Genomic DNA, 24,331 nt, shown 5'->3' on the forward strand with positions numbered 1-24,331 from the left:
CGGTGCTTCAACTCCCCCTCGCCTGTCCCCGCCCCGAGGGGCTTAGTCGGGCTTGCGCTCCTTGCGCTGGTCACGGATCGCGCGGCTGAGCACGCGGCGGTCCTCGCGCTGGTCCTGGCGGTATTCGCGGCGGTCCTGCTGGCGGTCGGCGCGATACTGCTCCTGGGTCACCGTCCCGCCCTGGACCGCGGCACGGTCACGGCGCCGCTCCTGGCGATAGTCGCGGCGGTCGTCGCGGCGCTCGGTCCGGTAGGCCCGGACCTGCTGCTGGGTCGCCTGGCTGCGGCGCTCGAGGACACGCTGCTCCTCGTAGCGGCGGCGAAGCGCGTCGGTCAGCGGGTAGGTGCGGCGCTGGCGATCGTAGACGTAGCCGCCGGTGCCCGGATAATAATAGCCGTTGTACCAGCCGTAAGGCGAACCGTAGCCACCATAACCGCCATAAGGCGAATAGCCGCCGTAGGGCGAACCATAGCCGTAGCCACCATAGGGCGACCCGTAGGCACCGTAGCCGCCGTAAGGCGAGCCATAGCCGCCATAGCTGCCGTAGCCGCCATAAGGATCATAATAGCCCGAGCCGACACCGACTCCGACGCCGCCATAGGATCCGTAGGTCGAGCAGCCGGCGAGCCCGAAGGCGCCGATCGCGGCGAGGGTGAGATTGCGAACAAGCGACATGGACACGCTCCGTACTGCCCCCCGGCCTATACCCCCCGCTCTTCGGCCAAGTTGCTTGAACGGCAGGTGAATTTTCGACCCTCTTGGAGAAGGCAGAGCGGCTGCTAGGCTGCGCTGGATGACCTTCGCCGATCGCCTCGAGGAGCTTGGCCGGGCCGCCTCCCTGCCCGCGGCGCTCGCGCTCTACGATGCGCTGCCGCCGCTCTTGCCGGAAGAGCTGATCGGCCGCTGGAAGGGCGCCGAGATTGCGACCGGCCATCCCTTCGACGGACTGCTTGAGCCGTCGGGCTGGTGGGGCAAGGAGTTCCGCTCGATCGACGACGTCGACCCCTTGCTGTTCGAGCATCGCGGAAGACGCTTCGCCGGCAATCCGGGGCTGATGCCGCTTGGCCTGGTCGCGCGTTTCCCGCGGCTGGCCCGGTCTGCGGCGGGCGCCGCTCTGTTCCGATCGCTCCTGCCGCTACTCCGGACCGGGCGTCCGCATGCCCGGCTCCGGCCGGTCAGCTACCGCGGCGTGACCTCGGCCGCGATGCTCTACGACCAGCTGCCGATCGTCGACTGCTTCCGCCGGGTGGACGAGGACCGGCTGCTCGGCGCGATGGACATCCGCGGTCAGGCTGAGCCCTACCTATTCACCCTTCGGCGGGCCTGACTGGCGGGTTGCGGGGCGGGAGCACGCCCCCTAGGTCGCGAGCCCATGTGTGCCCGCCGCTTCCTGCTCGTCATCTTCTTCCTCACCCTGCTGGTGGTCGGAGGAAGTTTCGCCATCTGGCAGTACGGCCAGCGGTTCATTGCCCGCTCGGTCGCGCTTCCGACGGTCGAGTTCAAGGCACCGCCGGCGGCGAGCGGTCCAGACTATGTCCGGATCGAGAACTGGCTCAACCTGCCCGACACCGTCCCGCCCGGTCCCGCAAGCTGGCAGCCGAAGGGCTATGTGCCCCAGGCGATCGCGTTGCGACCGGCCGCGACCTTCTACATCCACCCGACCACCTACCTGCAGCGCGACCGCTGGAACGCGCCGCTCGGCGACAAGGAAAGCCAGGACCGGGCGCGGCTCTTCGTGCGCAGCCAGGGGAGCGCCTTCGGCCAGACCAGCGTCTACGCCCCGAAATATCGCCAGGCTGCATTCGGCGCCTTCCTCGACACCGGCGAAGATGCGACCAAGGCGCTCGACCTCGCTTATTCGGACGTGGCGCGCGCCTTTGATCGCTTCCTGTCGCAGGTGCCCGACGGGCCAATCGTGCTCGCCGGCCACAGCCAGGGCGGGCTCCACCTCACCCGGCTGCTTCGCGAACGGATTGCAAGGGATCCGGCGCTCGCCCGGCGGATCGTCGCGGCCTATGTAATCGGCTGGCCGGTCAGCGTCGCCGCGGACATCCCCGCCATGGGGCTTCCGGCCTGTACCCGCGCCGACCAGGCCGGGTGCATCCTCAGCTGGCAGAGCTTCAAGGACCCGGCCAACACCGACCTCATCACCGGGGTCTACAATGGCTCGACCGGCTTCAACGGCCAGCCGCGCCGGCGCGAGGACATGCTGTGCGTCAACCCGGTGACCGGCACCGCCGCCGCGAGCCGCCCCGACCAGAGCGCGGGGACCACCGTCCCGACCGATCAGAACCTCGCCGACGCGACCTTCACGCCCGGTCAGGTCGGCGCCCGCTGCGAGCGCGGCTTCCTGATGATCGACGGCCCCGACAACAAGCTGCCCGACCTCGGGCCCTATGTGCTTCCGGGCAACAACTACCATGTCTACGACGTCGCGCTGTTCTGGGGCGACGTCCGGCTCGACCTTGCGCGGCGGCTGGGCGCTTGGCGGCCATGATCACCGCCTCGGCCGCCGACTTCGTCGCAGCGCTTCCCGACGGCGGGGTGCTGGCCGGACTCGATGTCGGTACCAAGACGATCGGCCTCGCGCTGTGCGACAAGGGCTGGAGCTTCGCCGGCCCTGCCGAGACCATCCGCCGGACCAAGTTCACGTTCGATCTCGAAGCGCTCCGGACCTTCGTCGCACGGCACGCGGTGCGCGGCCTCGCGGTCGGCCTTCCGCTCAACATGGACGGCAGCGACAGCCCGCGCACCCAGTCGGTCCGCGCCTTTGCCCGCAACCTCGGCCCGCTCGGCCTGCCGGTGCTGCTGTGGGACGAGCGCTGGTCGACGCAGGCGGTCGAGCGGGCGATGATCGCCGCCGATGTCAGCCGCTCGAAGCGCGCCGACGCGGTCGACAAGCTCGCCGCGGCGCACATCCTGCAGGGCGCGATCGACGCGCTTTGCAATCTCCCGCGGCAGGGCTAGCAAGCGCCCTCGTGCACCTTCTCTCGATCGACTCGCTGGATGACGCTGCCATCGCGCAGCTTCTCGAACGCGGCGCGGCCTTCGCCGCCGACCCGGCCCTCGGCGCTGGCCGGCTGGCCGGATGCACCGTCTTCAACTGCTTCTACGAGAACAGCACCCGCACCGCGATGAGCTTCGCGCAGGCGGCGGCGCGTCTCGGCGCGCAGGCGATCACCCTCTCGGTCGAGCATTCGAGCGTGAAGAAGGGCGAGACGCTCGCCGACACCGCCCGGACGCTGGGGGCCATGGGACCCGACGCGCTGGTACTCCGCCATCGGCATGACGGCGCCGCGGCCGAGGTCGCGAGCCTCGTCGACTGCCCGGTCGTCAATGCCGGCGACGGGACCAACGAGCATCCGACTCAGGCGCTTCTCGACGCGCTCACGCTCACCCAGCATTTCGGGAGCCTCGACGGCCGCCGCGTCGCGATTGTCGGCGACATCCGCCACAGCCGGGTCGCCCGCTCCAACGCCAAGCTGCTCGAACGGCTCGGGGTCGAAGTGCGGCTGGCAGGTCCCGACCGGCTGGTCCCGCCCGGCTGCATGAGCTTCGACTCGGCGCTCGACGGTGCCGACGCGGTGATGATGCTCCGGGTGCAGCGCGAGCGGCTCGACGAGGAGCTCGGCGACGCGCCGGGCGAATATCTCCGCCTCCACGGACTTACGCTCGAGCGGCTCGCCCGGGCGCGTCCGGATTCGGTGGTGCTCCATCCGGGCCCGATGAACCGCGGTGTCGAGATCGCCGACGAGGTCGCCGACCTGCCCGGCCGCTCGCTCATCCTCCGCCAAGTGGCGAACGGCGTCGCGATGCGAATGGCCGTGCTCGAGCATCTGGTCGGCCGCTAGCCGACCAGCGCAATCCTAGCGGCTGGCGAAGCGGACCGGCGAGTCGCCGGCGGCGGTACGGACGAAGCAGCTCGCCCCCTTGGCCTTCAGCTCCATGCACAGGTTGCGGGCTTCCGAGTCGCTGGCGAAGCCCTTGAGGCTCAGCCGGTATACCGTTCCGCGCGGACCGGCGAAGCGCGCCGAGGCCGGAACGTAGCTGCGGAGCGAGGCATGGCGCTTGGCGACATTGTTCCAGCCCGCCTTGACCCCGGCCTGGGTGGCATAGGCCCCGAGCTGGACGACCGCCTGGCTCTTGCCGAAGCGCTTGGCGGCCGAGCGGCGGAGCTGCGCTACCTTGGGCAGCGCACCCGACGCACGGATCGGCTCGCGGCGGAGGCTGTCGACCATGTCTGCGACGTCGGGCGAGGCTTCGGCCACGGCCACCGGCGCTGCGACCGGCTCGACCGAGGCGACCTCGGGCATCGGTCCGGCGATCGGCGACGAGAGGCTCGGTGCCGGGGAAACATCGGCCTGAGCGACCGCGACGGGCTCCGCGACCGGGGCCGCGACCACGGCCACGCTGGGCTGCTCGGCGACCGCCATTCGAACCGGCGTACCCTTGCCCTTGAGGGCCAGCCTTGCGGGCTGCCCTTGGTCGGCGACAGCGGGCTTGAGGCCGAGCATCAGCGCGACCTGCGAACCGGCGGCGCTCGGACGGGCGAAGGTCGCCCATTCGCTCATCCGCGCCTCGAGCTGGTCGCCGGTGAGATCCTGCGCAGCGACGCTGCGGGCGCGCTGCCAGTCTCCGGCCAGCGCATGGGCCAGCGCGAGATTCTGGCGGACCCGGCCGTCGGCACCGGCGGAGCGGGCAGCCTGGTCGAGCAGTTCGATCGCCGCACCGGGACGCCCGCCGAGCGCCAGCGCCAGGCCGGCGTCGGCCGGGTCGATCATCGCGGAAAAGCTGTCGAGGGTCGCAGTGGCGGCGTCGGCCTTGCCCTGCGCCGCCTGGGCCAGCGCCAGCTTCAGCGGAACGCCCGCCTGGTTCGGATAAAGCGCAAGCGCGTCGGCGTAAGCGGCCTCGGCCGAGCGGAAGCGACCGCCGGCGAGATAGGCATTGCCGAGCAGCGCGCGAAAGCCGCCGTCGGTCGGGCTGTTCTCGACCGCCTTCTCGGCGAGCTGGATCGCGCTTGCCGAATCGCCCTTCTCGATCGCGGCCTGAGCCCGCATGGCGAGCCCGACATTGCCCATGTCGACCTTGCCGGCGAAGGAGCGCGGACCGCCTCCCATCGCGCAACCGGTGATCGGGACGGCCAGCGCGATGCTGGAGGCGACCAGGAGAGCGTTGGAAGGCTTACGCATCGGTTCAGCTCCTGTGTGCGCGCTCGGGGGCGCGCTGGGCCATGGCTTCGAGTTCGGGCATGGACGCGAGCAGCTCGTCGAGCGCCCGGGTAACCAGTTGCTGGGCCGACGTACCGGTGACGGCACAGGCGAGCCTCAGCTTGAGGTGGCGATCCGCATCGAGGCGGAGGGTGAAGGCGGCCTTACCCTTGGCGGCAACGGCGCGTCGCGACTTCGGCAGTGCCGGAGCGGGAACGCTGACCGGCGCGGCAACCTTGCGCTGGACCAGGACAGGCTCCGCAGCGACGGGCTCGACGATCTGGACGGGCTCGACGATCTCGGCCGGCTCGGAGCGGACCGGCATTGCCAGAACCTCGCCGAGCGGCGGCGAATCGGCCGGAACCGGCTCGGCCGTCTCGTCCTGCTCGTCGTCCTCGACCTCGTTGCCGAGGCGCTGAACCAGTTCCTCATGGACCGCGTGGACCGGGCTCGCCGGACTGAGGCCGGTGACCGGGTTCGGACGGAGACGGCTGGCCTCCTCCTCGGACCCGATCGGGGCGAGCACCGGCTTGGGCGGCTCGAAGCCCATGTCGTTCCAGCCGAGGTCCTCGAGATTGCTGCCCATCTGGCCGAAGCCTTGGGGCCGCATTGCCGGCCGCGCCGCGCCCTTGCGGGCAAGCAGCCCGGAGGACAGCGAGGCGAAGGGCTTGGGTTCGCTCTTCATCATGGGAGATACGCCCCTTGTTAGCCGACAACTCGGCGGCCGAAGCCACCGACCGGCCGCGGACTGGCCTGACCGATGCCCGGCGCCGCGTTCGGCGCCGCAAACACGGTGCGACGGAAATTCTTCTCGAGGCGGTCGGAGATATACTCCCACAGCTCGACCACTTCCTTGGCCGACTTGCCCTTGGGATCGACTTCCATGACCGTGCGGCCGTCGATCATCGAGGCGGCGAAGTCGGTGCGGTGGTGAAGCGTGACCGGGGCGACGGTGCCGTGCTGCGACAGCGCGACCGCGGCCTCGTAGGTGATCTTGGCCTTCGGCGTCGCCGCGTTGACCACGAAGATCAGCGGCTTGCCGGCACGCTCGCACAGGTCGACCGTGGCGCCGACGGCGCGCAGGTCGTGCGGGCTCGGACGGGTCGGGATGACGATCAGCTCGGCCACCGCGATGACGCTCTGGATCGCCATGGTGATGGCCGGTGGAGTGTCGATCACCGCAAGGCGGAAGCCCTGCTGGCGAAGCACCTCGAGATCGCTCGCGAGACGGGCGACGGTGGTCTGGGCGAAGGCGGGCATTTCCGTCTCGCGCTCGTTCCACCAGTCGGCAAGACTGCCCTGCGGATCGATGTCGATCAGGCAGACGGGGCCCGCGCCCGCCAATTGTGCCTGCACCGCGAGGTGGCCGGAGAGCGTGGTCTTGCCCGATCCCCCCTTCTGCGATGCCATAGCCAGAACGCGCATTCCGATCCCCTTGGGTAAGGTGCTATCCCTATGGACATCGGAATGGGGCCGCCGGCCTAAAATCAGGTTAACGGCGCTGCGACCCTGATCTAGGATGACGCCGTTTCGGGAGGGCTGTGGATGCGTCGGATCGTGGTCGGAAGCGTGCTGCTGGGGCTTGCCTCGCAAGCATTGGGGCAGGACGTTCGCACCGGCATCCAGGCTTGGACCGAGGGCCGCTACCCGCAGGCAGTGGCGATCTGGAAGCCGCTTGCGCAGAATGGCAGCGCCGACGCCGCCTTCAATCTCGGCCAGGCCTACAAGCTCGGGCGCGGTGTCCCGGCGGACCTCGCGGCGGCGCAGCGCTACTACGAACAGGCGGCGCGTGGCGGCCACCTCGAGGCGCAGACCAGCCTCGGCCTGCTGCTCTTCCAGAACGGCAATCGCGCCGGTGCCCTGCGCTGGCTCGGCCAGGCGGCGCAGGCAGGCGAGCCGCGAGCGATGCTGGTCTATGGCACGGCGCTGTTCAACGGCGACGGCGTGCCGGAGGATCGGGCGCGGGCCTATGCCTTCGTCAGCCGCGCCGCCGCGCAGGGTCTCGCCCCGGCCAGGGTGACGCTCGGCGAGATGGACCAGCTCATCCCGCTGGACGAGCGCAAGAAGGGCGTCGCGCTCGCGCAAGTCATGGTCGCGAAGCCGGCCGCCCCCGCCCCTGCCGCCGGGTCGAAGTCCGGTCGCAGGACCTCGGCGAAGCTTGCTGCTCGAAGCCCCACTCCCGCCACGCCTGCCGTCGCGGCAAGGCCCGCGCCGCAGGGTGCCTTCCGGGTGCAGCTCGGCGCGTTTCGCGATTCCTCGGCGGCGACGTCGCTCTTCGCCCGTCTCTCGCCAAAGCTCGGCGGCGCATCGATGACGCTGGTCCCGTCGGGCACGATGACCCGGCTTCAGGTCGGCCCCTATGCGACTCGGGCGCAGGCCAGCGCCGCCTGCGCCGCGCTTCGTCCCCAGCCCTGCTTTCCCGTCGCGGCGCGCTGACCGGACTTAGCCGGCCGTCCACTCCGCCTTGGGAATGCCCTGCGCCCAGAGGAGCGCGGTGAGGTCGTTGTGACGAATCCGGGCGGCCGCAACCTGCTCCAGCTTGGGCTTGCCGTGATAGCTGAAGCCGAGCCCGGCTTCCTTGATCATCGGCGCGTCGTTCGCTCCGTCGCCCACCGCCAGCACCGCTTCGGGCGGAAGCTTGAGCCGGTCGCGCATCTCGACGAGCGCGCGCGCCTTGGCTGCGGCGTCGACGATCTCGCCGGTGACCTTGCCGGTCAGGTGGCCGTGGATCGATTCGAGGTAGTTGGCGCGAAGCTCGGTGAAGCCGAGCTCGGACGCCAGAGGGTCGGCGAAGTCATGGAAGCCACCGGTCACCAGCAGCGCCTGTGCACCCTGCGCCTTCATCGTCTGGACGAGGGTCCGCGCGCCCGGAGTGTGGGTCACGCGTTCGGTCCGGCAGCGCTCGAGGCAGCCGACGCCGAGGCCGTTGAGGCTCGCCACCCGCTGGTGCAACGCCTGCTCGAAATCGAGCTCTCCCTGCATCGCGCGCTCGGTCACGGCGGCGATTTCTTCCTTCTTGCCGGCGAAATCGGCGAGCTCGTCGATGCATTCCTGGCCGATCATGGTCGAATCCATGTCGGCGACCAGCAGCTTGCGCACCCGATGCTCCGCCTGCTGGACGACCACGTCGACCCCGGGCAACCCCTCTTCCAGTCGGTCGCGAAGGTCGCGCCAGTCGTCGACCGGGCCGAGCAGCAGGTCGGCGGCATCGCCCGGATCGATCCAGCGGATTTCGCCGCCGCCGGCGATCTCCGCCGCTCGGGCGAGCGCGTCGTCTCCAAGCCGTCCGGCTGCTATCAGGGTTGCAATGAACAAGTCCGCACCTCCTCTGTCCGTCATCGCAGGGCCGACCGCCAGCGGCAAGTCGGCCTTGGCCGTCGCTTTTGCCCAACGCACGAACGGGGTGATCGTCAACGCTGACAGTGCACAGGTCTATGTCGATCTCAGGATCCTCTCGGCGCGGCCGTGCCTGGAGGAAATGGGCGGGATCGAGCACCGGCTGTTCGGCACCCGAGACGGCGCCGAGGCCTGCAGTGCCGCCGCCTGGGCCGAGGAAGCGCGCGCGGCCATCGCCGACATCCATCAGCGTGGCCAGCACCCGATCCTCGTCGGCGGGACCGGGCTCTACCTGCGGACGCTGCTCGACGGCATCGCCGAAGTGCCGCCGGTCGATCCGGCGATCCGGGCCGAGGTGCGGGCGGCAAGCGTCGAGGACAATCACCGCCTGCTCGCCGCGCTCGATGCGGAAGCGGCGACGCGGCTTCATCCCAATGACACGACGAGGATCGCTCGCGCGCTCGAGGTGGTCCGCTCGACCGGGCTCCCGCTCCGCCGGTGGCAGGGCCGGACCACGGGCGGGATTCGCTCCTCGGTCCGGCTGACGGGTACCATCCTCCTCGGTGACGGTCCCGAACTCGCCCGGCGCATCGATCGCCGCTTCGCCGCGATGGTCGACGAGGGCGCCTTAAAGGAGGTCCGCCTGCTGCTGGATCGCGGGCTTTCCCCCGACCTTCCGGTCATGCGGGCGATCGGCGTTCCCGAGCTCGCCGCTCATCTGAAGGGAGAGATGTCGCTCGAGCAGGCGGTCGCGGCGGGGCAGCTCTCGACCCGCCAATATGCCAAGCGCCAGCGGACCTGGTTCCGCAACCAGCCGCTCGGCATCGCTCCGACCAGTGAGCCCGAGAGCGCCTTGCGCGACCTTCTCGCCGCCGCCAAGGATTGCGGATGCTGACCAACGCCGACCTCGATCCCGCCCCCCTGCTGGGCAAGACCGTGGCGGTCATCGGCTTTGGCAACCAGGGACGGGCGCAGGCCCTCAACCTGCGCGACAGCGGCATCGCCGTTCGGGTCGGACTTCGCCCCGGAAGCGCCCGCACCGCCGAGGCGGAGGCGCACGGCCTTACCGTCCTCCCGCCGGCCCAAGCGGTGACCGATGCCGATCTCGTGCTTTTCCTGGCCCCCGACGAACAGCTCCCCGCCATCTACACGTCGATTGTCGAGGCGATCCGCCCGGGTGCCGCGATCGGCTTCGCCCATGGCCTGTGCGTCCATTATCGCCTGATTGAGCCCCGCTCCGACCTCGACGTCATCATGGTCGCGCCCAAGGGGCCGGGCGCGGTCCTCCGCCGGCTCTACGAGGAAGGGCGCGGAATGGTCGCGCTTGCCGCGGTCGCCCGCGATTCGACCGGCCGAGCCTGGCCGCTGGCCCTGGCCCTCGCCCATGCGCTCGGCAGCGGTCGCGCCGGCGCCGGGGTGCTTCGCTCGACCTTTGCGCAGGAAACGCTTTCGGACCTGTTCAACGAGGCCGCGGTCGTGTGGGGAGCGGTGCCGGCGATCCTCGAGGCGGGCTTCGCGACGCTCGTCGAGGCCGGGATCGATCCCCAGCTCGCCTATCTCGAATGCGTCTCCGAGCTGAAGCTGCTTGCCGAGCTGGTCGAGGCGCGCGGGATCGCGGGGATGCGAGAGGCGATCAGCAACACCGCCGAGCTCGGCGCCGCCCGCGGCGGTCCGAGGATCGTCGACGCCACGGTGCGCCAGCGGATGCGCGACACGCTTGCCGAACTCGACGGGACTACATTCGCGGCCGAACTGATGGCCGAAGCCTCGGCAGACTATCCGCGTCTCCGCCAGTCGCGGCGCGACGCCGCCGGCTCCGCGCTCGAGGCGGCCCGGCGGTCCCTGGCCGAGGGTCGCTCCTAGCCGGTGACGTCCTGATCGGCGTTGCGGTCGCCGATGCTCGCCCGTTCGACATAGACGCGCTGCAGCTTGCGATGCACCTCGGCGGCGATCGGGTTCGGCGCCTGCTCCGCCCGCTCCTGCTCTTCGGCGGCGCGTCGCGCGAAATAGACGCGGCTGTCCTCTTCCATGTCTGCCTCCCCGCGGATGGATGATAGGAGCAATCCTAGCACAAAGCGCGCGGACAGGAAAAAGGGCGCCCGGACCATCGTCCGAGCGCCCTTCCTTAAAGTCCGTCGGAAGCGCTTAGAAGCGGGTGCCGACGTTCAGCGCGACCTGGTGACGGGTCACGTCGCTCTCATAGTCGCTGAAGCGATATTCGCCGCCGACATAGGCCTTGCCCGACAGGGCGAACTGCGCGCCCGCGCCGAGACGATAGCCGTCGAGGTTCTCCGACGCCTTCACCAGCCCGTTGTCCGCGGTGAAGCGGGCATTGGTGTAGCCGCCCTTCAGGTAGACGTTGCTGCCGTCGGCGCCGAGCGGGAAGCTGACGCGGCCACCGGCATAGAGGTCGCGGCCGGCCTTGAGGGTGCCCGCGGCATTGCTGTCCTTGACGGTCGAGTCGGTCGCTTCGACGTCGACGCCGAGCGAGGCGCCGTTGCTCAGCGCGAAGTCATAACCCGCGCCGACGCCGTAGACCGCGCCCTCGTCCTTGTACTTGCCGGCAGCGTCGAGGTCGACCTTGACCACGTCATAGCCGACGAGCGCTTCGACGCGCTGGCCCTGCGGCGCCTGGGCCAGAGCCGGCGTGGCGGCAAGGGCGGCAACCGAGGCGGCGGTAAGCGCAAAAAACTTCTTCACAAAACTTCTCCTGATTTTCTCTCTGGGCAGAGGTCGAAACCTCGTCCGCGGCGCCAATTGGGTGCGCCGCCTGCTGCTTCCAAGAGCCACACCAGGCTAAAGTTGCGAAGTGACTGAATGCAAAGCGAAGAAAACGTATTCAGTTCATCGTATCTGACAAACTGTTCATTTAACTTCTGCTTATCGCTGAATGGATGTTCATCGACATGGCCATTCTGTGGCGAGATTTACTTGCCGCGCTTCTTACGATGGCTGTCGAAATCGAGCACGGCATTCTCGCCTTCCTGCCCCTCGAGCAGCCCGAGCCTGCGCGCGACCTCCTGATAGGCCTCGGCCTCCCCGCCCAGGCCCTGTCTGAAGCGGTCCTTGTCGAGCTTCTCGCCCGAGCGCATGTCCCACAGCCGGCAGCCGTCGGGGCTGATCTCGTCGGCGAGGATGATGCGGGCGTATTCGTTCTCCCACACCCGCCCGAACTCCAGCTTGAAGTCGACCAGACGGATGCCGATCGCCGCGAACAGGCCGGCCATGAAGTCGTTGATGCGGATCGCCAAGTCGGCGATGTCGTTCATCTCCTCCTGGCTCGCCCAGCCGAAGCAGGCGATATGCTCGTCGGTGACCATCGGGTCACCGAGCGCATCGTCCTTCAGATAATATTCGATGATCGTGCGCGGGAGCTGGGTTCCTTCCTCGATCCCGAGCCGCTTGGAGATGGAGCCCGCGGCGACGTTGCGGATGACCACCTCGATCGGAACGATCTCGCACTGGCGGATCAGCTGCTCGCGCATGTTCAGCCGGCGGATGAAGTGCGTCGGCACCCCGATCGTCGACAGCGCGGTGAAGATATGCTCGCTGATCCGGTTGTTGATGACGCCCTTGCCGCTGATCGTGCCGCGCTTCTGCGCGTTGAAGGCGGTCGCATCGTCCTTGAAATATTGGATGAGCGTGCCGGGCTCCGGACCCTCGTAGAGGATCTTGGCCTTGCCTTCGTAGATCTGGCGGCGTCGAGCCATAGGGTACGGGTCCGATTGCAATGGGAAGGAGCGGCTCGCCATAGAGGCGTGCCGCTCCACTGGCAACGAACCCGCGCCGTCAGGCCTGCCGCTCGAAGGCCTCGTCGCTTCGCCGCATGAGCCATGTGCCGACCCCGAGGCGGCGCCACAGCCAAACCAGCAGGCCGACCAGCAGGGCCCATGGCAGGAGTGTCGCGAACGCCACGATGAGGAAGCCGATGGCGGCCTGGAAATTTTCGCCTGCCCGCTCGATCGCGCTTGCGATCGGCCGCTCGTCGTCGAACCCCGGGACGGTCGCGCCCGACCCGTAGAAGAAGGACATCGGGGTCGTCGCGAGGCTGTCCTCGGCTGCCTGGCGCTGCTCGCCAAGGCTCCGGATCTGCGCGCGCAACTGGTTGGCCTCGCTCAGCAGCCGGTCACGGACCACGCTCGACAGCCCCGGCCGGGCAAGCTCGCGGGTGACCCGCTCGAGATCGTCCTGCAGCGCCGCGCGGCCGCGGTTGGCGCCCTCGATCGTCGGAGCCATGTCGACTCCGCTGATCTGCTGGTCGACCAGCATCCCTTCGGCGTCGGTCACGACCCGAGTCGCATCCTTGCCGAACTGCCGGGCGATGGCGGGATCGAGCTTGATCTCGAGGCTTGCCGAGATGTCGCGCTCGTTGACGAGGCTGTATCGCATGCCGGTGATCCGGCAGCGCGCGATCGTCAGCTTCTCGCACATCTGGGCATGCGCTTCCTGCGCCGCCTGGATCCGCGCATTGGCCAAGCGGTAGGCGTAGCGATAGTTGAAGGCGACGCCCGGCGCGGCGCTGACTCCGATGTTCGGTCCCGCGCCATCGGCGCTCGCCTGCCCCTGCTCGGCGCGCACGAGCGGCGGCGGCGGTGCCATCGGAGGCGGCGGTGCCGGTTCTTCCGCGACGTCGTAGGTGCGCAGGTCTTCGGAGGGGCGCTTGCTGGTCTCGTCCCGTTGCCCGCAACCCGCGAGGAGGCTCACGGCTGCCCCTGCCATCAACCACTTACGCATCACAATCTCCCCTTGTTGAAGGGTCGATGTTACAATGTAACTTTCGGCTCGCAAGCCCTAGATGAAGATCGCCACCGTCTGCCGTCCTGCGAGGATCCGGCGGCCCGAGGCGTCGAAGATGTCCATCGACTGGCGCGAATAGCCGTCCGCCGTGCTCTCGCTCGTCGCCCGGCAGAGATACCAGGCGCCGGCGTCCTCGGGCAGCCGGTCGAGGTCGAAGCTCCAGCTCAGCGAGCTGATCACGCCGGGCTCGGGGAAGACCGGCATGGCGGCCGGCGGAAGCACGTCGGCAAGCGCGAGCAGCGAGACCAAGGGGTCGGCACCCTCATGGTTCTCGAGCCGCGCCCACATCACGAACTCGGGCGGCCCGCCGCTGTATGGTAGGCCTCCCGACACGTGCCGGACATCGAAGTTGGCGGCGAAGGTCGGCCCTGCCCCCTCGCCCAGCATTCGCGGCAGCCCGTCGGGTGCGGCGACATCGTTCATGGCGACCCGCTCGTGCGCGACCCGGCTGTCGCGCGCCGCGCCGCAGAAAAAGGTCAGCCGCGCCGCGAGGCGCTCGTCGCTCTCGACATCGACACCGACGAGGGTGGTCGACTTGCCCTGCCTAAGGACCTCGGGCCACAGCAGCAGGCGGCCCGAGGCCGGGCCGATGAAGGCGGCCTGGACCGATCGCAGCGGCGGAAGCCCGGGCCGGCTTCGCGCCGCCGTCGCCCAGGCGAGCGCCGCGGTCATCCCGCCATAGAGGGTGCGGCCCTGGCTCCAGCTCGGCGGTGCTTCGAGGGTCAGGGCACTGCCGTCGACCTCCAGCGAAGCGACGACCTGGGCGAGCGAGGGATGCGAGGACATGCCGCCTCTTGGCGGACAACGCGGCGCTCGTCACCCCCGGCGGGGACGAGCGGCGCCGCCTTGCCTTACTTGCCGCCGAGCGCCTGGCTCAGCCCCGGCGCATATTCGGCTCCATGCGGGACCTTGGCGGTCGACTTGGCGACGGTGTCGCCGATCGGCTCGGCCCGCCCGCCGAGGCAGCGGCCGAGGAAATTCTCGGTGACCGCGTTGAAGGCGATGTTGTTGACCGGCCGGGCGAAGCCATGTCCTTCGTCGGGGAACAGGACGTAGGTCACGGGGATGTTCTTGGCCTGCATCGCCGCGACGATCTGCTCGCTCTCGGCCTGGTTGACCCGGGGATCGTTGGCCCCCTGCCCGATCAGCAGCGGCCGCTTGATCTGGTCGGCCTTGTAGAGCGGCGACGCGGCCTTGAGCAGGGCGAGACCCTCCGCCGAGGTCGGATCGCCCATGCGCTTGTAGAACTGGACCTTGCCCGCTTCCCAGTAAGGCGGAATCGTCTTCAGCAGCGTCTCGAGATTGGATGGCCCGACAATGTCCACTCCGCAGGCGAAGGTTGTCGGGGTGAAGGTCATGCCGGCAAGGGTCGCATAGCCGCCATAGCTGCCGCCCATGATCGCCACCTTGTCGCTGGTAGTCACGCCCTGGTCGACCGCCCATTTGACGGCATCGAGCAGGTCGTCGTGCATCTTCAGTCCCCACTGGAGATTGCCGGCGTTGGTGAAGGATTTGCCGAGCCCGGTGGAGCCGCGATAATTGACCGCGAGCACCGCATAGCCGCGGTTGGCGAGCCACTGGTGGTAGGCATTGAAGCCGTAGCTGTCGCGAGCCCACGGTCCGCCATGGACGAACAGCACCATCGGCACCGCGCGATCGGCCTTTCCGTCCCTGTTGGCGTCGACCCCAGCGGGCAGCGTCAGATAGGAGACGAGGTCGAGCCCATCGCGGCTCTTGATGACCACCGGGGTCATCGGCACCAGCGGGGTCCCGGCAAGCTTGGGCCGGCTCTCGAAAAGCTGGGTCAGCGCCTGGCCCTTGCGGTCGTAGAGGTAGCTCGTCGACGGCCGGTCGCTGGCGATCGCGGCGATCACCCACTTGTCGTCGGCCCGAGTCCGCGAAGTGACGGTCCAGTCACCCGGAAAACGCTTGTTGAGGAAGGCGACGTCGCCGGCGATGGCCGACCCGATCGGCTTCCAGTCCTGCCGCAGATAGTCGACCGTATAGGCCTCGACCTCGCCGGTCTCGGGGTTGCTGAGGATGTCGCCGACGTCGGCCCGGGCGTCCTCGGCGACGACCCGCTTGGTCCCGCTCGCGACGTCCTGTGCGATCAGCGCCGCGGTGTTCCGTCCGCGACTGTCGATCCAGTAGAGCGTCTTGCCGTCGTTGGTGAAGCCGAGCGGGTTGGTCGACAGGCTGTCGTCGAGACCGACCTGTTCGAGCGGCTTGCTCTCGACCTTGTTGTCGATCACCCGGAAATAGTCGCTGCCGCCGTCGCTTCGGCTCTTGAGCGCGCCGCGAACCACCAGCCGGCCGTCGGCGACGAAGCCCGAATAGTCGCCGGTGTTCATCAGCACCGGAGTCAGCTTGCCCGTCGCGAGGTCGAGGCTGTGGACGTCGTGCCACTTGGCGTCGCGGTTGTTGACCCCGACGAGGATCCGTCCGGGCACCAGCGGCGAGATGCCGACGATCTGCACCCGGGTCTTCTCAAACGGGGTCATCAGCTTCTCGCCGCCCGAAGCGACATCGACCCCGTAGAGCAGGAAGTTCTCGTCGCCGCCCTTGTCCTGGATGTAGAGCAAGGTGCGGCTGTCCGGGGACCAGAAATACTGGCGGATCGGCCGGACCTTCTCACTTGTCATCGGCTTGGCCGCGGACGGGTCGGAGGCGGGCGCCAGCCAGACGTTCATCACGCCGTTCACCGGCGCGGTCCAGCTCAGCCACTTGCCGTCGGGCGAGATCTGACCGCCGGCACGCTCGGGATTGCCGAACAGCACGTCGCGCGGGATCAGCGGCACCGGCCCCTGCGCGACCGCGCTCCCGGTCACGAGGCAGGCGGCGGCTGCCGTGGCAGCAAGAAGCAAGCGGCGCATTGATGTTCTCCCCTGTTCGACCCCGAGTCGATCACAGGAGATTAACCCAAATCAAGCGTCCTGGAACCTGTTGCTCCGCGGGAAGCCGAGGGGCGCCATGCGGCCGCTTGCGCCGCGGATCGCGCGCCAGGCAGTCAGGTCGGACTCAGTGCGGGTCCGCCCGCTTTCGCCGCCCATGCTCCAGCTCAATCCGTCGGCCATCTTCAGCACCGCGACATCGGCAAGCCCGCCGTCACGGTAGCGCTGCAGCTGGACCCCGGCCCCACGGCCCATTTCGGGCAGTTCGGACAGGTTGAAGACGAGCAGCTTGCGATTGTCGCCGATCACCGCGACCGCATCGGCGCCCTCGGGCACCGGGCGCAGAGCCGCGAGCTTGGCACCGGGGCGGAGATTGAGCAGCTGCTTGCCCTTGCGCGTCTCGGCCAGCACCGCCTCGCCGCTGGTCACGAAGCCGCGCCCGTCCGAGCTTGCGACCAGCAGCCGGGCGCTCGGCTTGACCACCAGCGCCGCGGCAATCTCGACCTCGGCCGGGAGGTCGATCGACAGCCGGATCGGCTCTCCGAAGCCACGCCCGCCGGGCAGCTTGTCGCCGCCCAGCGTATAGACCCGCCCGTTCTCGCCCACGATGAGGATCTTGTCGGTGGTCTGCGCAAGGATCGGACTGCCCGACAGCTCGTCGCCCTCGCGGAACTTGAGGGTGCTGAACTCCTGCGCCGCGAGGTGTCCCTTCATCGCCCGGATCCAGCCGCGCTGCGACAGGATGACGGTGATCGGCTCCTTCTCGATCATCGCCGACCAGTCGATCTCGGCACGCGCCGCCAGCGGTTTCTCCTCGATCGTCGTCCGCCGCGCGTCGCCATATTTGGCCTTGACCGCCTCGAGGTCCTTCTTGAGCCGGTTGCGCTGCTTGCGCGGGCTCTCGATCAGCGCGACCAGCTCCTCGCGCTCCTTGGCGAGGCCCTTGCGCTCGCGCGCGATCTCCATCTCCTCGAGCTTGCGCAAGCTGCGCAGCCGCATGTTGAGGATCGCCTCCGCCTGCCGGTCGGTCAGCTCGAACTCGGCGACCATCACGACCTTCGGCTCGTCCTCGGTGCGGATGATCTCGATCACCCGGTCGAGATTGAGATAGGCGATGAGGAAGCCGTCGAGCAGCTCCAGCCGGTCGTCGATCTTGCCGACGCGGGTCCGACTGCGGTTGAGCAGCACCTCGATCTGGAACTGGAGCCAGGCCGCGAGGCAGCCCTTTAGCCCCATCACCCCTGGCGTGCGGTGCTGGTCGAGGACGTTGAGGTTGAGCGGGAAGCGCACCTCGAGGTCGGTCAGCTTGTAGAGGCTCTCGAGCAGCAGTGTCGGGTCGACCGTCCGGCTGCGCGGCTCGAGCACCACCCGCAAGTCCTCGGCGCTCTCGTCGCGGACGTCGGCGAGGATCGGCAACTTCTTGTTGGCGATGAGCTCGGCGATCTGCTCGATCAGCTTGGCCTTCTGCACGCCATAAGGGATCTCGGTGACGACCAGGTCCCAGCCCCCGCCCTTCTCCTTCTCCTGGCCGACCCGCGCCCGCAGTCGGAAGCTCCCCCGTCCGGTCTCGTAGGCGCTGAGGATCGTCTCGCGCGCATCGACCACCAGTCCGCCCGTCGGAAAATCCGGGCCCGAGACGAAGTCCATCAGTTCGCGCGTTTCGGCCGCCGGATTGTCGATCAGGTGCGCGGCGGCGTCGATCAGCTCGGTGACGTTGTGTGGCGGTATGCTGGTCGCCATGCCGACCGCAATCCCGCTCGCCCCGTTCGCCAGCAGATTGGGGAACAGCCCGGGAAAGACCTCGGGCTCCTCTTCCTCGCCATTGTAGGTCGGGCGGAAGCTGACCGTGCCCTCGTCGAGGCCATTCATCAGCTGGGTCGCGATCGCGGTCAGCTTGGCTTCGGTATAGCGGTAGGCGGCGGCATTATCGCCGTCGATGTTGCCGAAGTTGCCCTGCCCGTCGACCAGCGGATAACGCAGCGCGAAGCTCTGGGCGAGGCGGACCATCGCGTCATAGACCGACTGGTCGCCGTGCGGATGATATTTGCCGATGACGTCGCCAACCACGCGCGCCGACTTCTTGTAGGCCCCCGCAGGGTCGAGCCGAAGCAGCCGCATCGCCCACAGCAGCCGCCGATGCACCGGCTTCAGCCCGTCACGGACGTCCGGAAGCGAGCGGGCGGTAATCGTCGACAGGGCATAGACGAGGTAGCGCTCCGACAGAGCGGCATCGAACGGGACCTCGATCTCGGTTTCGGATGGCTGCATGATGGCGTGCTAGCGAGGGACCGGCTCCTTGGCAAAGCGCCCACCCAACTAGCACGATCCCAACCGCCTCCGCTAAAAGCCTAGCTGCTCGCACCACCGCAATTCGTTGCGCGTTGTGGCACGGTTTGCGCAGAAGTCCGCCATGATTTCCGGATTGAGCAGGTAATTGTGATCGTTGCCCTTGGCTTCACGCGAGTTGACTAGGCACGTGCCGTCCACGTCATACAGCACGCACGATGGCTCGGTCTGGATCTTTCTGTCGGTGTGGTCAGGAGCAGCGGCATTCGCCAGCGCTCCCGTTGCAATGGCGGCGATGAACAATGCAGATGCGACGAGTTTGTCCACGAGACTCTCCTTAATTACCGGAGCCCCATGATGTCGCGCGCCGTTTTTTAAGGCGTTGTTCTTACATCCGTTCCGGAACTAATGACCGCCGAACCTTGAAGTTCTCGGCCAGGAAAAGTGCCAACGAAAGCGTTCCGAGGAGCGCATGATAATCGTCCTCGCGACTTAAGGCCTCCGCGAAGGTGCGCGGCCAATGTTTGAGGAAAGGCACAGCGCGCCGGACATCGATAGCGTCCGATACCACGGCCACTTGGCTCAACTCTTCTAAGGTGTCGCGGATTAGCTCGGGCCGCAGCGCTAACCACCAGTCAGCAGCTTGGCGGCCCTTCCTCCTGTTGCCCAGCAGCTCCGGAGGAAGGAGGCCCGCAAAAGCCTGCTCAAACAAGGGTCGCCCCAATGTCTCGTCGACGAGAAGTCGAGCGGGGACCTGAAGGCACAGTTCAATCAAGCGTAGATTAGCTGTCGGGTCACGGGGCTGAATGCCATGGAAGACCCAAGGGGTAAAATCCGCCATATCCATCTGATCGAGTACTGTACGCAACTCTTCCCGGGCGCTTCTGTCGAAACCATTTGAGAACGGACGCGCATCCAGCGATTCGAGCAGCGGTCCGCGCCAGAGTGGGCTCGGATTGCGCGGTCGACCGAAGCGGGCTGCCCAAATACGCTGGCGCAGTCGCACCGGCAGACTGTGGTTGGCGACTGTCCGCAGAGACGTCTTTTCTGCGGCGTAGCGCGCGACGCGCCACCACCGCACGGTCTCTTCCTCACTCCGCAGGTCCGCTAGGAATGGAAGCCCTCCGCCGCTCAGCCCGAGGTTGCCCATCGCTCCGATCAGCATGACCTCGGCACCTGCCCTCGCAGCGGCGTCTGCAACAGCCATCCTCAGGCCAGCACCGACCGCGCTTACCGGAGGAAGGAAGGTCCAGCGCTGGATCTTCCTGAGCCAGTCGAGCTGGGATTCAGGCGAACCTCCATCGACTACAAGGTGATCGATGCCTAGGTAGTTCGCCGTTCTGAGGGCGGGAACTGACTCGTCGAAGATAAGGTGCTGATTGTCCTCCCCAACGGAGCCCGGGAGCGGCTTGAAGGTGATGGCCGTGACCCGTCCAGGTGCGAGGTGTGCCGCCATGGCGGTTACCGCACTGCTATCGCGCCCGCCGCTCAGTTGAGATGCGACGAGGCCGTCTTTTGGCAGGCACTCCTGAACCGCTTGAAGGGCCGTGGCTCGATAGTCCTCCACCCAATTTCGTTCGGAAAGGTCGGCAGCGACTACCGGCGACCATATATCGACTTCAGACCAGCGTCCGTTGTTCCAGAGGCGAGCATGCCCCGGACGAACTCGCCTCACGCCAGCAAAGGCCGTGCGATCGCCAGGCACCACCATGTGGTGCACGATTGTCGCCATCGCTCCCCAATCGGGAGCAGCATTCACTTTCTCTGACCAAGCTAGCACCTGGGCGAGAGAAGCAAACAGGGGTCCATCTTGGCCGTCGGCAAAGAAGATCGGGTGGGTTCCCATCGGCGAGCGAACCAGCGCCATTTCGCGAGATGATCTATCCCAAAGAAACAGCGCCCAATCGCCGGGCACCTGCTGGCCAATGGCGTCCCGCCACTGCAGCCACGCTCTACCGAGCAACTCCGATTCGGAGCTGGCATCGTCGCACTCTAGTTTGCGACAGACAGCGGCGCGATCCGAAATCCGTCCCGTTGCGACGCTCAGGACGGTGCCAGCGCTCCATGCCCAGACAGCAGGCGACAAGCCGCCCGCCTCTCTCGCGCGAGCAGACAATATTGCGACATCATCGGTCGCAACGATTGATAGCGCTAAGGTTGGCGACCGGAGCGGCGTCGCCAAACTTAGACATGTCCGTTCTAGAGTAGCTTTCTCGCGACCGATGGCGCCGCAAAAGAAGTCCACGCGAAAAGTGGTTTACGAACGGCGCGTATTTGCTCCGCCGCCGGTGCCCGGCTCGTTGTTGGAGTTGCTGGCGGCTTCAGCTGAACCCGCAACCATGCGCTTCAATGCCGGCTTGTTCCAAATCTTCTTGGTCATGTCTGTTCCCGAGCGGGACACGTATCGCGCCCCTACGGTCACCTCCGTAGAAGAGCCAGCATCGATGTTCAACTTTAGTTAAATGCTGGGCCTCCCGCTCTTGCGGTATTCGCTGTGAGTGTCACCTAATCGCCACGTCGTTCAACGCTCGTCGAACACGACGCGTGAACTCGTTCTTAATGGGCGCTTGCACTGGAATCTCATTTAGACATACCATCTGTTGCCGAATCGCCGCATTGCAATCCCGGGGGGATATTGAGGTGCAGGAATTCGCGGTTGATCGGGCCAACGTGCAACTGGTTGGTCTTCACGCTTGCAAGCAGTTCTTCGAACCGATGTTTCACGGTCGAAAGATGGAAATGTTCCAGGCCGCGCTTTTTGATGAGCAGTTGCGCCTCCTCAAGGTACTGTCTTTTCAAGGTACAGAGAGGGAGGTTGTGCCGGATCTTTCTGCAGTCTTTCGAGAAGCAGTCCGAATCGAGGCTGACGCCATTCTCATCGCGCACAATCATCCTTCAGGAAATGCTCAGCCCAGTCGCGCAGACCAGCAGCTAACTCGCGAGTTCTCGCAGGCGTGCGAGCAATTAGAAATCACGTTGCTGGACCATATCGTCTTCGCGAACGGGGAAAACTACTCGTTTCGTGCTCACGGAGTTTTTGATCCGGGATTTTTAGATCGATCGATCCTCCAAGGTGGAAAGCGGCGGGCCTCGCCCGAGCGGTAGAGAAACACGATGTTGCCCGCGGGATCGCGAAGCCGGGCCTCGCGCCACAGCCATGGCTGGTCGCGGGGCCCATGCTCGAAGACGAGGCCCGCACGGGCCAGCGCCTCGACCCGATCGTCGAGGTCGTCGCACTCGAAATAGATGGCGGTCGTCGGCGAGACCTCCTCGTCGGGATCGATCTGGACCGAGAAGGTCGCCCCTCCCCAGCTTTCGAAGCGGGCGTAGCCATTCTCCGGACTGTCGACGATCTGGCGCAGCCCGAAGCGGCGATAGAAGGACACCTGCGCGCCATAGTCGCGCCCCGTGACCGTGACCTGGTTGAGCCTCGGCGACCCGCCGACGTCGAGTCGGACCGCGCCATGCCCCATCGGGCCGTGCCCTCCGCCGATCCCGGGGGCTTCCAGAAGCGCCAGGCGGACGAAGTGGCGTGCCTGGGCCACGGCGTCCGCCAGTCGGCGGCCCTCGGCAAGGCCCACCGCGATCGCGCTGGCAAGCGTGCAGCCGGTGCCGTGGCTATGCGGCGTCTCGATCCGCGTGCCCTGCCAGCTGGTGAGATTGTCCTCCTCGATGAGCGCGTCGGCGATCGCCTCGCCTTCCTCATGCCCGCCCTTGACCAGCACCGCGCAACGATGGTCGGAGACCAGCCCGAGGGCGCCCTCGACCGGGTCTTCCTTCCCGGTGAGCCGGACCAGCTCGGGCAGGTTCGGGGTGACGATCGTCGCCAGGTCCATCAGCTGGCCGAAGGCGGCGATGGTGGCGTCATCGGCCAGTTCGGCGCCGCTGGTGGCGACCATCACCGGATCGAACACCAGCGGAATGCGCTCCTCGAGGCTCGCCAGCCGCTCGGCCACCATCCGGGCCGTGAAGGCCGATCCGATCATCCCGATCTTGATCGCGTCAGCCCCGAAGTCTGACAGCACCGAATCGATCTGTGCCAGCACGATCTCCGCCGGCACCGAATGCACCGCATCCACCCCGAGGCTGTTCTGCGCGGTGACGGCGGTGATCGCGGTCATCGCATGGCCGCCCAGCATCGTGACGGTCTTGATGTCCGCCTGGATACCCGCGCCGCCCCCGCTGTCGGAGCCGGCGATGATCAGGATCTTCGGAGGTTTCGGGCCGGTCATCTGTTCCCCAGCCGTGCACCGGCCATGCTTAATATTTCACGACCTTTGCCGCCGCCGCCTTCGAACGCGTCGGCCGGTCGACCAGTTCACCCCGGCAATTGGAACAGCGCTCGTCGAGTTCTTCCGCGCATGGACTGCAGAAGGTGCATTCGAAGCTGCAGATGAAGGCCCCGGGCAGGTGCGCCGGCAGCGCCTCGCCGCACCGCTCGCACGCCTCCTTCATCGCCAGCATCAGGCGGCCGCTTTCTCGACCGCGGCGCAGATCCGCGCGACCACGTCCTCGACCTCGCTCTTGTCGTCGCCCTCGGCCATGACCCGGATCAGCGGCTCGGTCCCGCTCTTGCGGATGACCAGCCGCCCACGCCCGTCGAGCTGCCGCTCGGCGTCGGCGATGCAGGACTGGACCTCGGCCGCCTCGAGCGGGGCGCCGGCCTTGAACCGCACGTTGCGAAGCAGCTGCGGCACCGGCTCGAACTGGTTGAGGAGGTCGCTTGCGACCTTGCCCTGCCCGACCATCGCTGCGAGGATCTGCAAGCCCGCGACCAGCCCGTCTCCGGTGGTCGCATGATCGGTCAGGATGATATGCCCCGACTGCTCGCCGCCGACGTTGCAGCCATGCTCGCGCATGCCTTCGAGCACATAGCGATCCCCGACCTTGGAGCGGTGAAGCGCGAGGCCGGCGGCGGCGAGGTGCCGCTCGAGCCCGAGGTTGCTCATCACCGTGGCGACCACGCCGCCGCCCTGAAGCAGGCCCATCCGCTTCTGGTCGAGCGCGATCAGCGCCATCAACTGATCGCCGTCGATCACCTTGCCGGTCTCGTCGACCACGATCAGCCGGTCGGCGTCTCCGTCGAGCGCAAGCCCGATGTCGGCGCCGCTCGCGACCACCGTCTCCTGCAGCAACTGCGGGTGGGTCGAGCCGCATTCGTGGTTGATGTTGGTGCCGTTGGGCTGAACCCCCAGCGGGATGACCTCGGCACCGAGCTCCCACAGCGCGTCGGGGGCGACATGGTAGGCCGCGCCATTGGCGCAATCGACCACGATCTTGAGCCCGTCGAGGCGCAGCTTGTCGGGGAAGGTCGACTTGGCGAAGTGGACATAGCGCCCGCGCGCGTCCTCGATCCGCTTGGCCCGTCCGATCTTGCGCGCGTCGACGAGCTCGACCTTCTGCTCGAGCAGGCGCTCGATCTCCAGTTCGTCGGCGTCGGACAGCTTGAACCCGTCGGGGCCGAACAGCTTGATCCCGTTGTCGGCGAAGGGATTGTGGCTGGCCGAGATCATCACGCCGAGATCGGCGCGCATCGAGCGGGTCAGCATCGCCACCGCCGGCGTCGGCATCGGCCCGAGGAGCACCACGTCCATGCCGACGCTGGTGAAGCCCGCGACCAGCGCGCTTTCCATCATGTAGCCCGACAGTCGGGTGTCCTTGCCGATCACGACGCGGTGGCGATGGTCGCCGCGAAGGAAGTGGGCCCCTGCGGCCTGCCCGACCTTGAGCGCGACCTCGGCGGTCATCGGTTCGGTGTTGGTGAGGCCCCGGATGCCGTCGGTGCCGAAGAATTTGCGTGCCATGGACGCCGCC

The 24,331-nt window shown here is 67.5% G+C and carries 26 protein-coding genes; 8 read left to right on the top strand and 18 right to left on the bottom strand.

The genetic code is table 11. The features are described 5' to 3' along the window. Positions 1-42 precede the first annotated feature (42 nt). Positions 43-675 carry a hypothetical protein gene (locus tag ABD727_RS08925; RefSeq protein ID WP_344707053.1) on the bottom strand — a complete coding sequence of 211 codons (633 nt, stop codon included), beginning with the start codon at positions 673-675 and terminating at the stop codon, positions 43-45. Positions 676-793: 118 nt separating this feature from the next. Between ABD727_RS08925 and ABD727_RS08930 the strand changes: the two genes are divergently transcribed. The 4 genes from ABD727_RS08930 to ABD727_RS08945 are packed head-to-tail and all read left to right on the top strand — an operon-like array spanning position 794 to position 3,851. After that, positions 794-1,327 (top strand): DUF4334 domain-containing protein, encoded by a 534-nt coding sequence (locus ABD727_RS08930; protein ID WP_344707054.1) that lies wholly within the window; start codon positions 794-796, stop codon positions 1,325-1,327. A gap of 45 nt (positions 1,328-1,372) precedes the next feature. Next, a complete protein-coding gene (locus tag ABD727_RS08935) occupies positions 1,373-2,497 on the top strand; it encodes a DUF3089 domain-containing protein (protein WP_344707055.1) in 1,125 nt (374 codons plus the stop codon). Further along, positions 2,494-2,967, top strand: a complete 474-nt coding sequence (gene ruvX, locus ABD727_RS08940; protein WP_344707056.1) for a Holliday junction resolvase RuvX — start codon at positions 2,494-2,496, stop codon at positions 2,965-2,967. The genes ABD727_RS08935 and ruvX overlap by 4 nt, the downstream gene beginning before the upstream one ends. Positions 2,968-2,978: 11 nt before the next feature. Then, positions 2,979-3,851: an aspartate carbamoyltransferase catalytic subunit gene (locus tag ABD727_RS08945; RefSeq protein ID WP_344707057.1), complete on the top strand. Its 873-nt coding sequence runs from the start codon at positions 2,979-2,981 to the stop codon at positions 3,849-3,851. 15 nt (positions 3,852-3,866) lie between these two features. Here ABD727_RS08945 and ABD727_RS08950 read toward each other — a convergent pair whose 3' ends face one another. The 3 genes from ABD727_RS08950 to ABD727_RS08960 are packed head-to-tail and all read right to left on the bottom strand — an operon-like array spanning position 3,867 to position 6,632. After that, a complete protein-coding gene (locus ABD727_RS08950) occupies positions 3,867-5,189 on the bottom strand; it encodes an SPOR domain-containing protein (protein ID WP_344707058.1) in 1,323 nt (440 codons plus the stop codon). A gap of 4 nt (positions 5,190-5,193) precedes the next feature. Continuing rightward, the gene (locus ABD727_RS08955; RefSeq protein ID WP_425566806.1) at positions 5,194-5,892 is read right to left on the bottom strand and encodes a hypothetical protein; all 699 of its coding nucleotides are present in this window, start codon (positions 5,890-5,892) and stop codon (positions 5,194-5,196) included. Positions 5,893-5,912: 20 nt separating this feature from the next. Next, positions 5,913-6,632 (bottom strand): AAA family ATPase, encoded by a 720-nt coding sequence (locus ABD727_RS08960; protein ID WP_344707060.1) that lies wholly within the window; start codon positions 6,630-6,632, stop codon positions 5,913-5,915. 120 nt (positions 6,633-6,752) lie between these two features. Between ABD727_RS08960 and ABD727_RS08965 the strand changes: the two genes are divergently transcribed. Further along, entirely contained in the window at positions 6,753-7,643 is an 891-nt protein-coding gene (locus ABD727_RS08965; protein WP_344707061.1) for an SPOR domain-containing protein, read from the top strand. A gap of 6 nt (positions 7,644-7,649) precedes the next feature. Here the strand turns inward: ABD727_RS08965 and serB are convergent, their stop codons facing one another. Then, the gene (gene serB, locus ABD727_RS08970) at positions 7,650-8,522 is read right to left on the bottom strand and encodes a phosphoserine phosphatase SerB (RefSeq protein ID WP_344707062.1); all 873 of its coding nucleotides are present in this window, start codon (positions 8,520-8,522) and stop codon (positions 7,650-7,652) included. On the opposite strand from serB, the gene miaA reads away from it, so the two are divergent. After that, on the top strand, positions 8,515-9,438 hold the full coding sequence (miaA, locus tag ABD727_RS08975; RefSeq protein WP_344707063.1) for a tRNA (adenosine(37)-N6)-dimethylallyltransferase MiaA: 924 nt from the start codon (positions 8,515-8,517) through the stop codon (positions 9,436-9,438). The two genes, serB and miaA, sit on opposite strands and share 8 nt — an antisense overlap. Then, positions 9,432-10,406 carry a ketol-acid reductoisomerase gene (ilvC, locus tag ABD727_RS08980; protein ID WP_344707064.1) on the top strand — a complete coding sequence of 325 codons (975 nt, stop codon included), beginning with the start codon at positions 9,432-9,434 and terminating at the stop codon, positions 10,404-10,406. The genes miaA and ilvC overlap by 7 nt, the downstream gene beginning before the upstream one ends. Here ilvC and ABD727_RS08985 read toward each other — a convergent pair. The 10 genes from ABD727_RS08985 to ABD727_RS09030 form a co-directional block, all read right to left on the bottom strand. Further along, positions 10,403-10,573, bottom strand: coding sequence for a hypothetical protein (locus tag ABD727_RS08985; protein WP_344707065.1), 171 nt, complete (start codon positions 10,571-10,573; stop codon positions 10,403-10,405). The two genes, ilvC and ABD727_RS08985, sit on opposite strands and share 4 nt — an antisense overlap. A 115-nt stretch (positions 10,574-10,688) precedes the next feature. Continuing rightward, positions 10,689-11,243, bottom strand: coding sequence for an outer membrane protein (locus ABD727_RS08990; protein WP_344707066.1), 555 nt, complete (start codon positions 11,241-11,243; stop codon positions 10,689-10,691). 227 nt (positions 11,244-11,470) lie between these two features. Then, positions 11,471-12,253 (bottom strand): phosphoribosylaminoimidazolesuccinocarboxamide synthase, encoded by a 783-nt coding sequence (gene purC / locus ABD727_RS08995; RefSeq protein ID WP_344707067.1) that lies wholly within the window; start codon positions 12,251-12,253, stop codon positions 11,471-11,473. Between the two features lie 79 nt (positions 12,254-12,332). Then, positions 12,333-13,247 (bottom strand): DUF4349 domain-containing protein, encoded by a 915-nt coding sequence (locus ABD727_RS09000; protein ID WP_344707068.1) that lies wholly within the window; start codon positions 13,245-13,247, stop codon positions 12,333-12,335. An 87-nt stretch (positions 13,248-13,334) separates the two neighbouring features. Further along, the gene (locus ABD727_RS09005) at positions 13,335-14,126 is read right to left on the bottom strand and encodes a thioesterase family protein (protein ID WP_344707069.1); all 792 of its coding nucleotides are present in this window, start codon (positions 14,124-14,126) and stop codon (positions 13,335-13,337) included. 65 nt (positions 14,127-14,191) lie between these two features. Beyond that, the gene (locus ABD727_RS09010; protein WP_344707070.1) at positions 14,192-16,213 is read right to left on the bottom strand and encodes a S9 family peptidase; all 2,022 of its coding nucleotides are present in this window, start codon (positions 16,211-16,213) and stop codon (positions 14,192-14,194) included. 51 nt (positions 16,214-16,264) lie between these two features. Beyond that, the gene (gene parC, locus ABD727_RS09015; protein WP_344707071.1) at positions 16,265-18,499 is read right to left on the bottom strand and encodes a DNA topoisomerase IV subunit A; all 2,235 of its coding nucleotides are present in this window, start codon (positions 18,497-18,499) and stop codon (positions 16,265-16,267) included. Positions 18,500-18,571: 72 nt separating this feature from the next. After that, entirely contained in the window at positions 18,572-18,844 is a 273-nt protein-coding gene (locus ABD727_RS09020) for a hypothetical protein (protein ID WP_344707072.1), read from the bottom strand. A 61-nt stretch (positions 18,845-18,905) separates the two neighbouring features. After that, a complete protein-coding gene (locus ABD727_RS09025; protein ID WP_344707074.1) occupies positions 18,906-20,762 on the bottom strand; it encodes an asparagine synthase-related protein in 1,857 nt (618 codons plus the stop codon). A 12-nt stretch (positions 20,763-20,774) separates the two neighbouring features. Continuing rightward, entirely contained in the window at positions 20,775-20,897 is a 123-nt protein-coding gene (locus ABD727_RS09030; protein ID WP_344707075.1) for a hypothetical protein, read from the bottom strand. A gap of 359 nt (positions 20,898-21,256) precedes the next feature. Between ABD727_RS09030 and ABD727_RS13965 the strand changes: the two genes are divergently transcribed. After that, complete coding sequence (locus tag ABD727_RS13965) at positions 21,257-21,622, top strand: JAB domain-containing protein (RefSeq protein ID WP_425566807.1); 366 nt, start codon at positions 21,257-21,259, stop codon at positions 21,620-21,622. Here ABD727_RS13965 and thiD read toward each other — a convergent pair. From thiD to glmM, 3 genes are read right to left on the bottom strand one after another with little or no spacing between them, the layout of a single operon-like run. After that, positions 21,544-22,749, bottom strand: coding sequence for a bifunctional hydroxymethylpyrimidine kinase/phosphomethylpyrimidine kinase (gene thiD / locus ABD727_RS09040; protein WP_344707077.1), 1,206 nt, complete (start codon positions 22,747-22,749; stop codon positions 21,544-21,546). The two genes, ABD727_RS13965 and thiD, sit on opposite strands and share 79 nt — an antisense overlap. 28 nt (positions 22,750-22,777) lie before the next feature. After that, positions 22,778-22,981: a DUF1272 domain-containing protein gene (locus ABD727_RS09045; protein WP_344707078.1), complete on the bottom strand. Its 204-nt coding sequence runs from the start codon at positions 22,979-22,981 to the stop codon at positions 22,778-22,780. Next, on the bottom strand, positions 22,981-24,321 hold the full coding sequence (glmM, locus tag ABD727_RS09050) for a phosphoglucosamine mutase (protein WP_344707079.1): 1,341 nt from the start codon (positions 24,319-24,321) through the stop codon (positions 22,981-22,983). The genes ABD727_RS09045 and glmM overlap by 1 nt, the downstream gene beginning before the upstream one ends. Between the last annotated feature and the right edge of the window lie 10 nt (positions 24,322-24,331).

The organism is Sphingomonas swuensis (assembly GCF_039538045.1).
Lineage (GTDB): Bacteria > Pseudomonadota > Alphaproteobacteria > Sphingomonadales > Sphingomonadaceae > Sphingomicrobium > Sphingomicrobium swuense.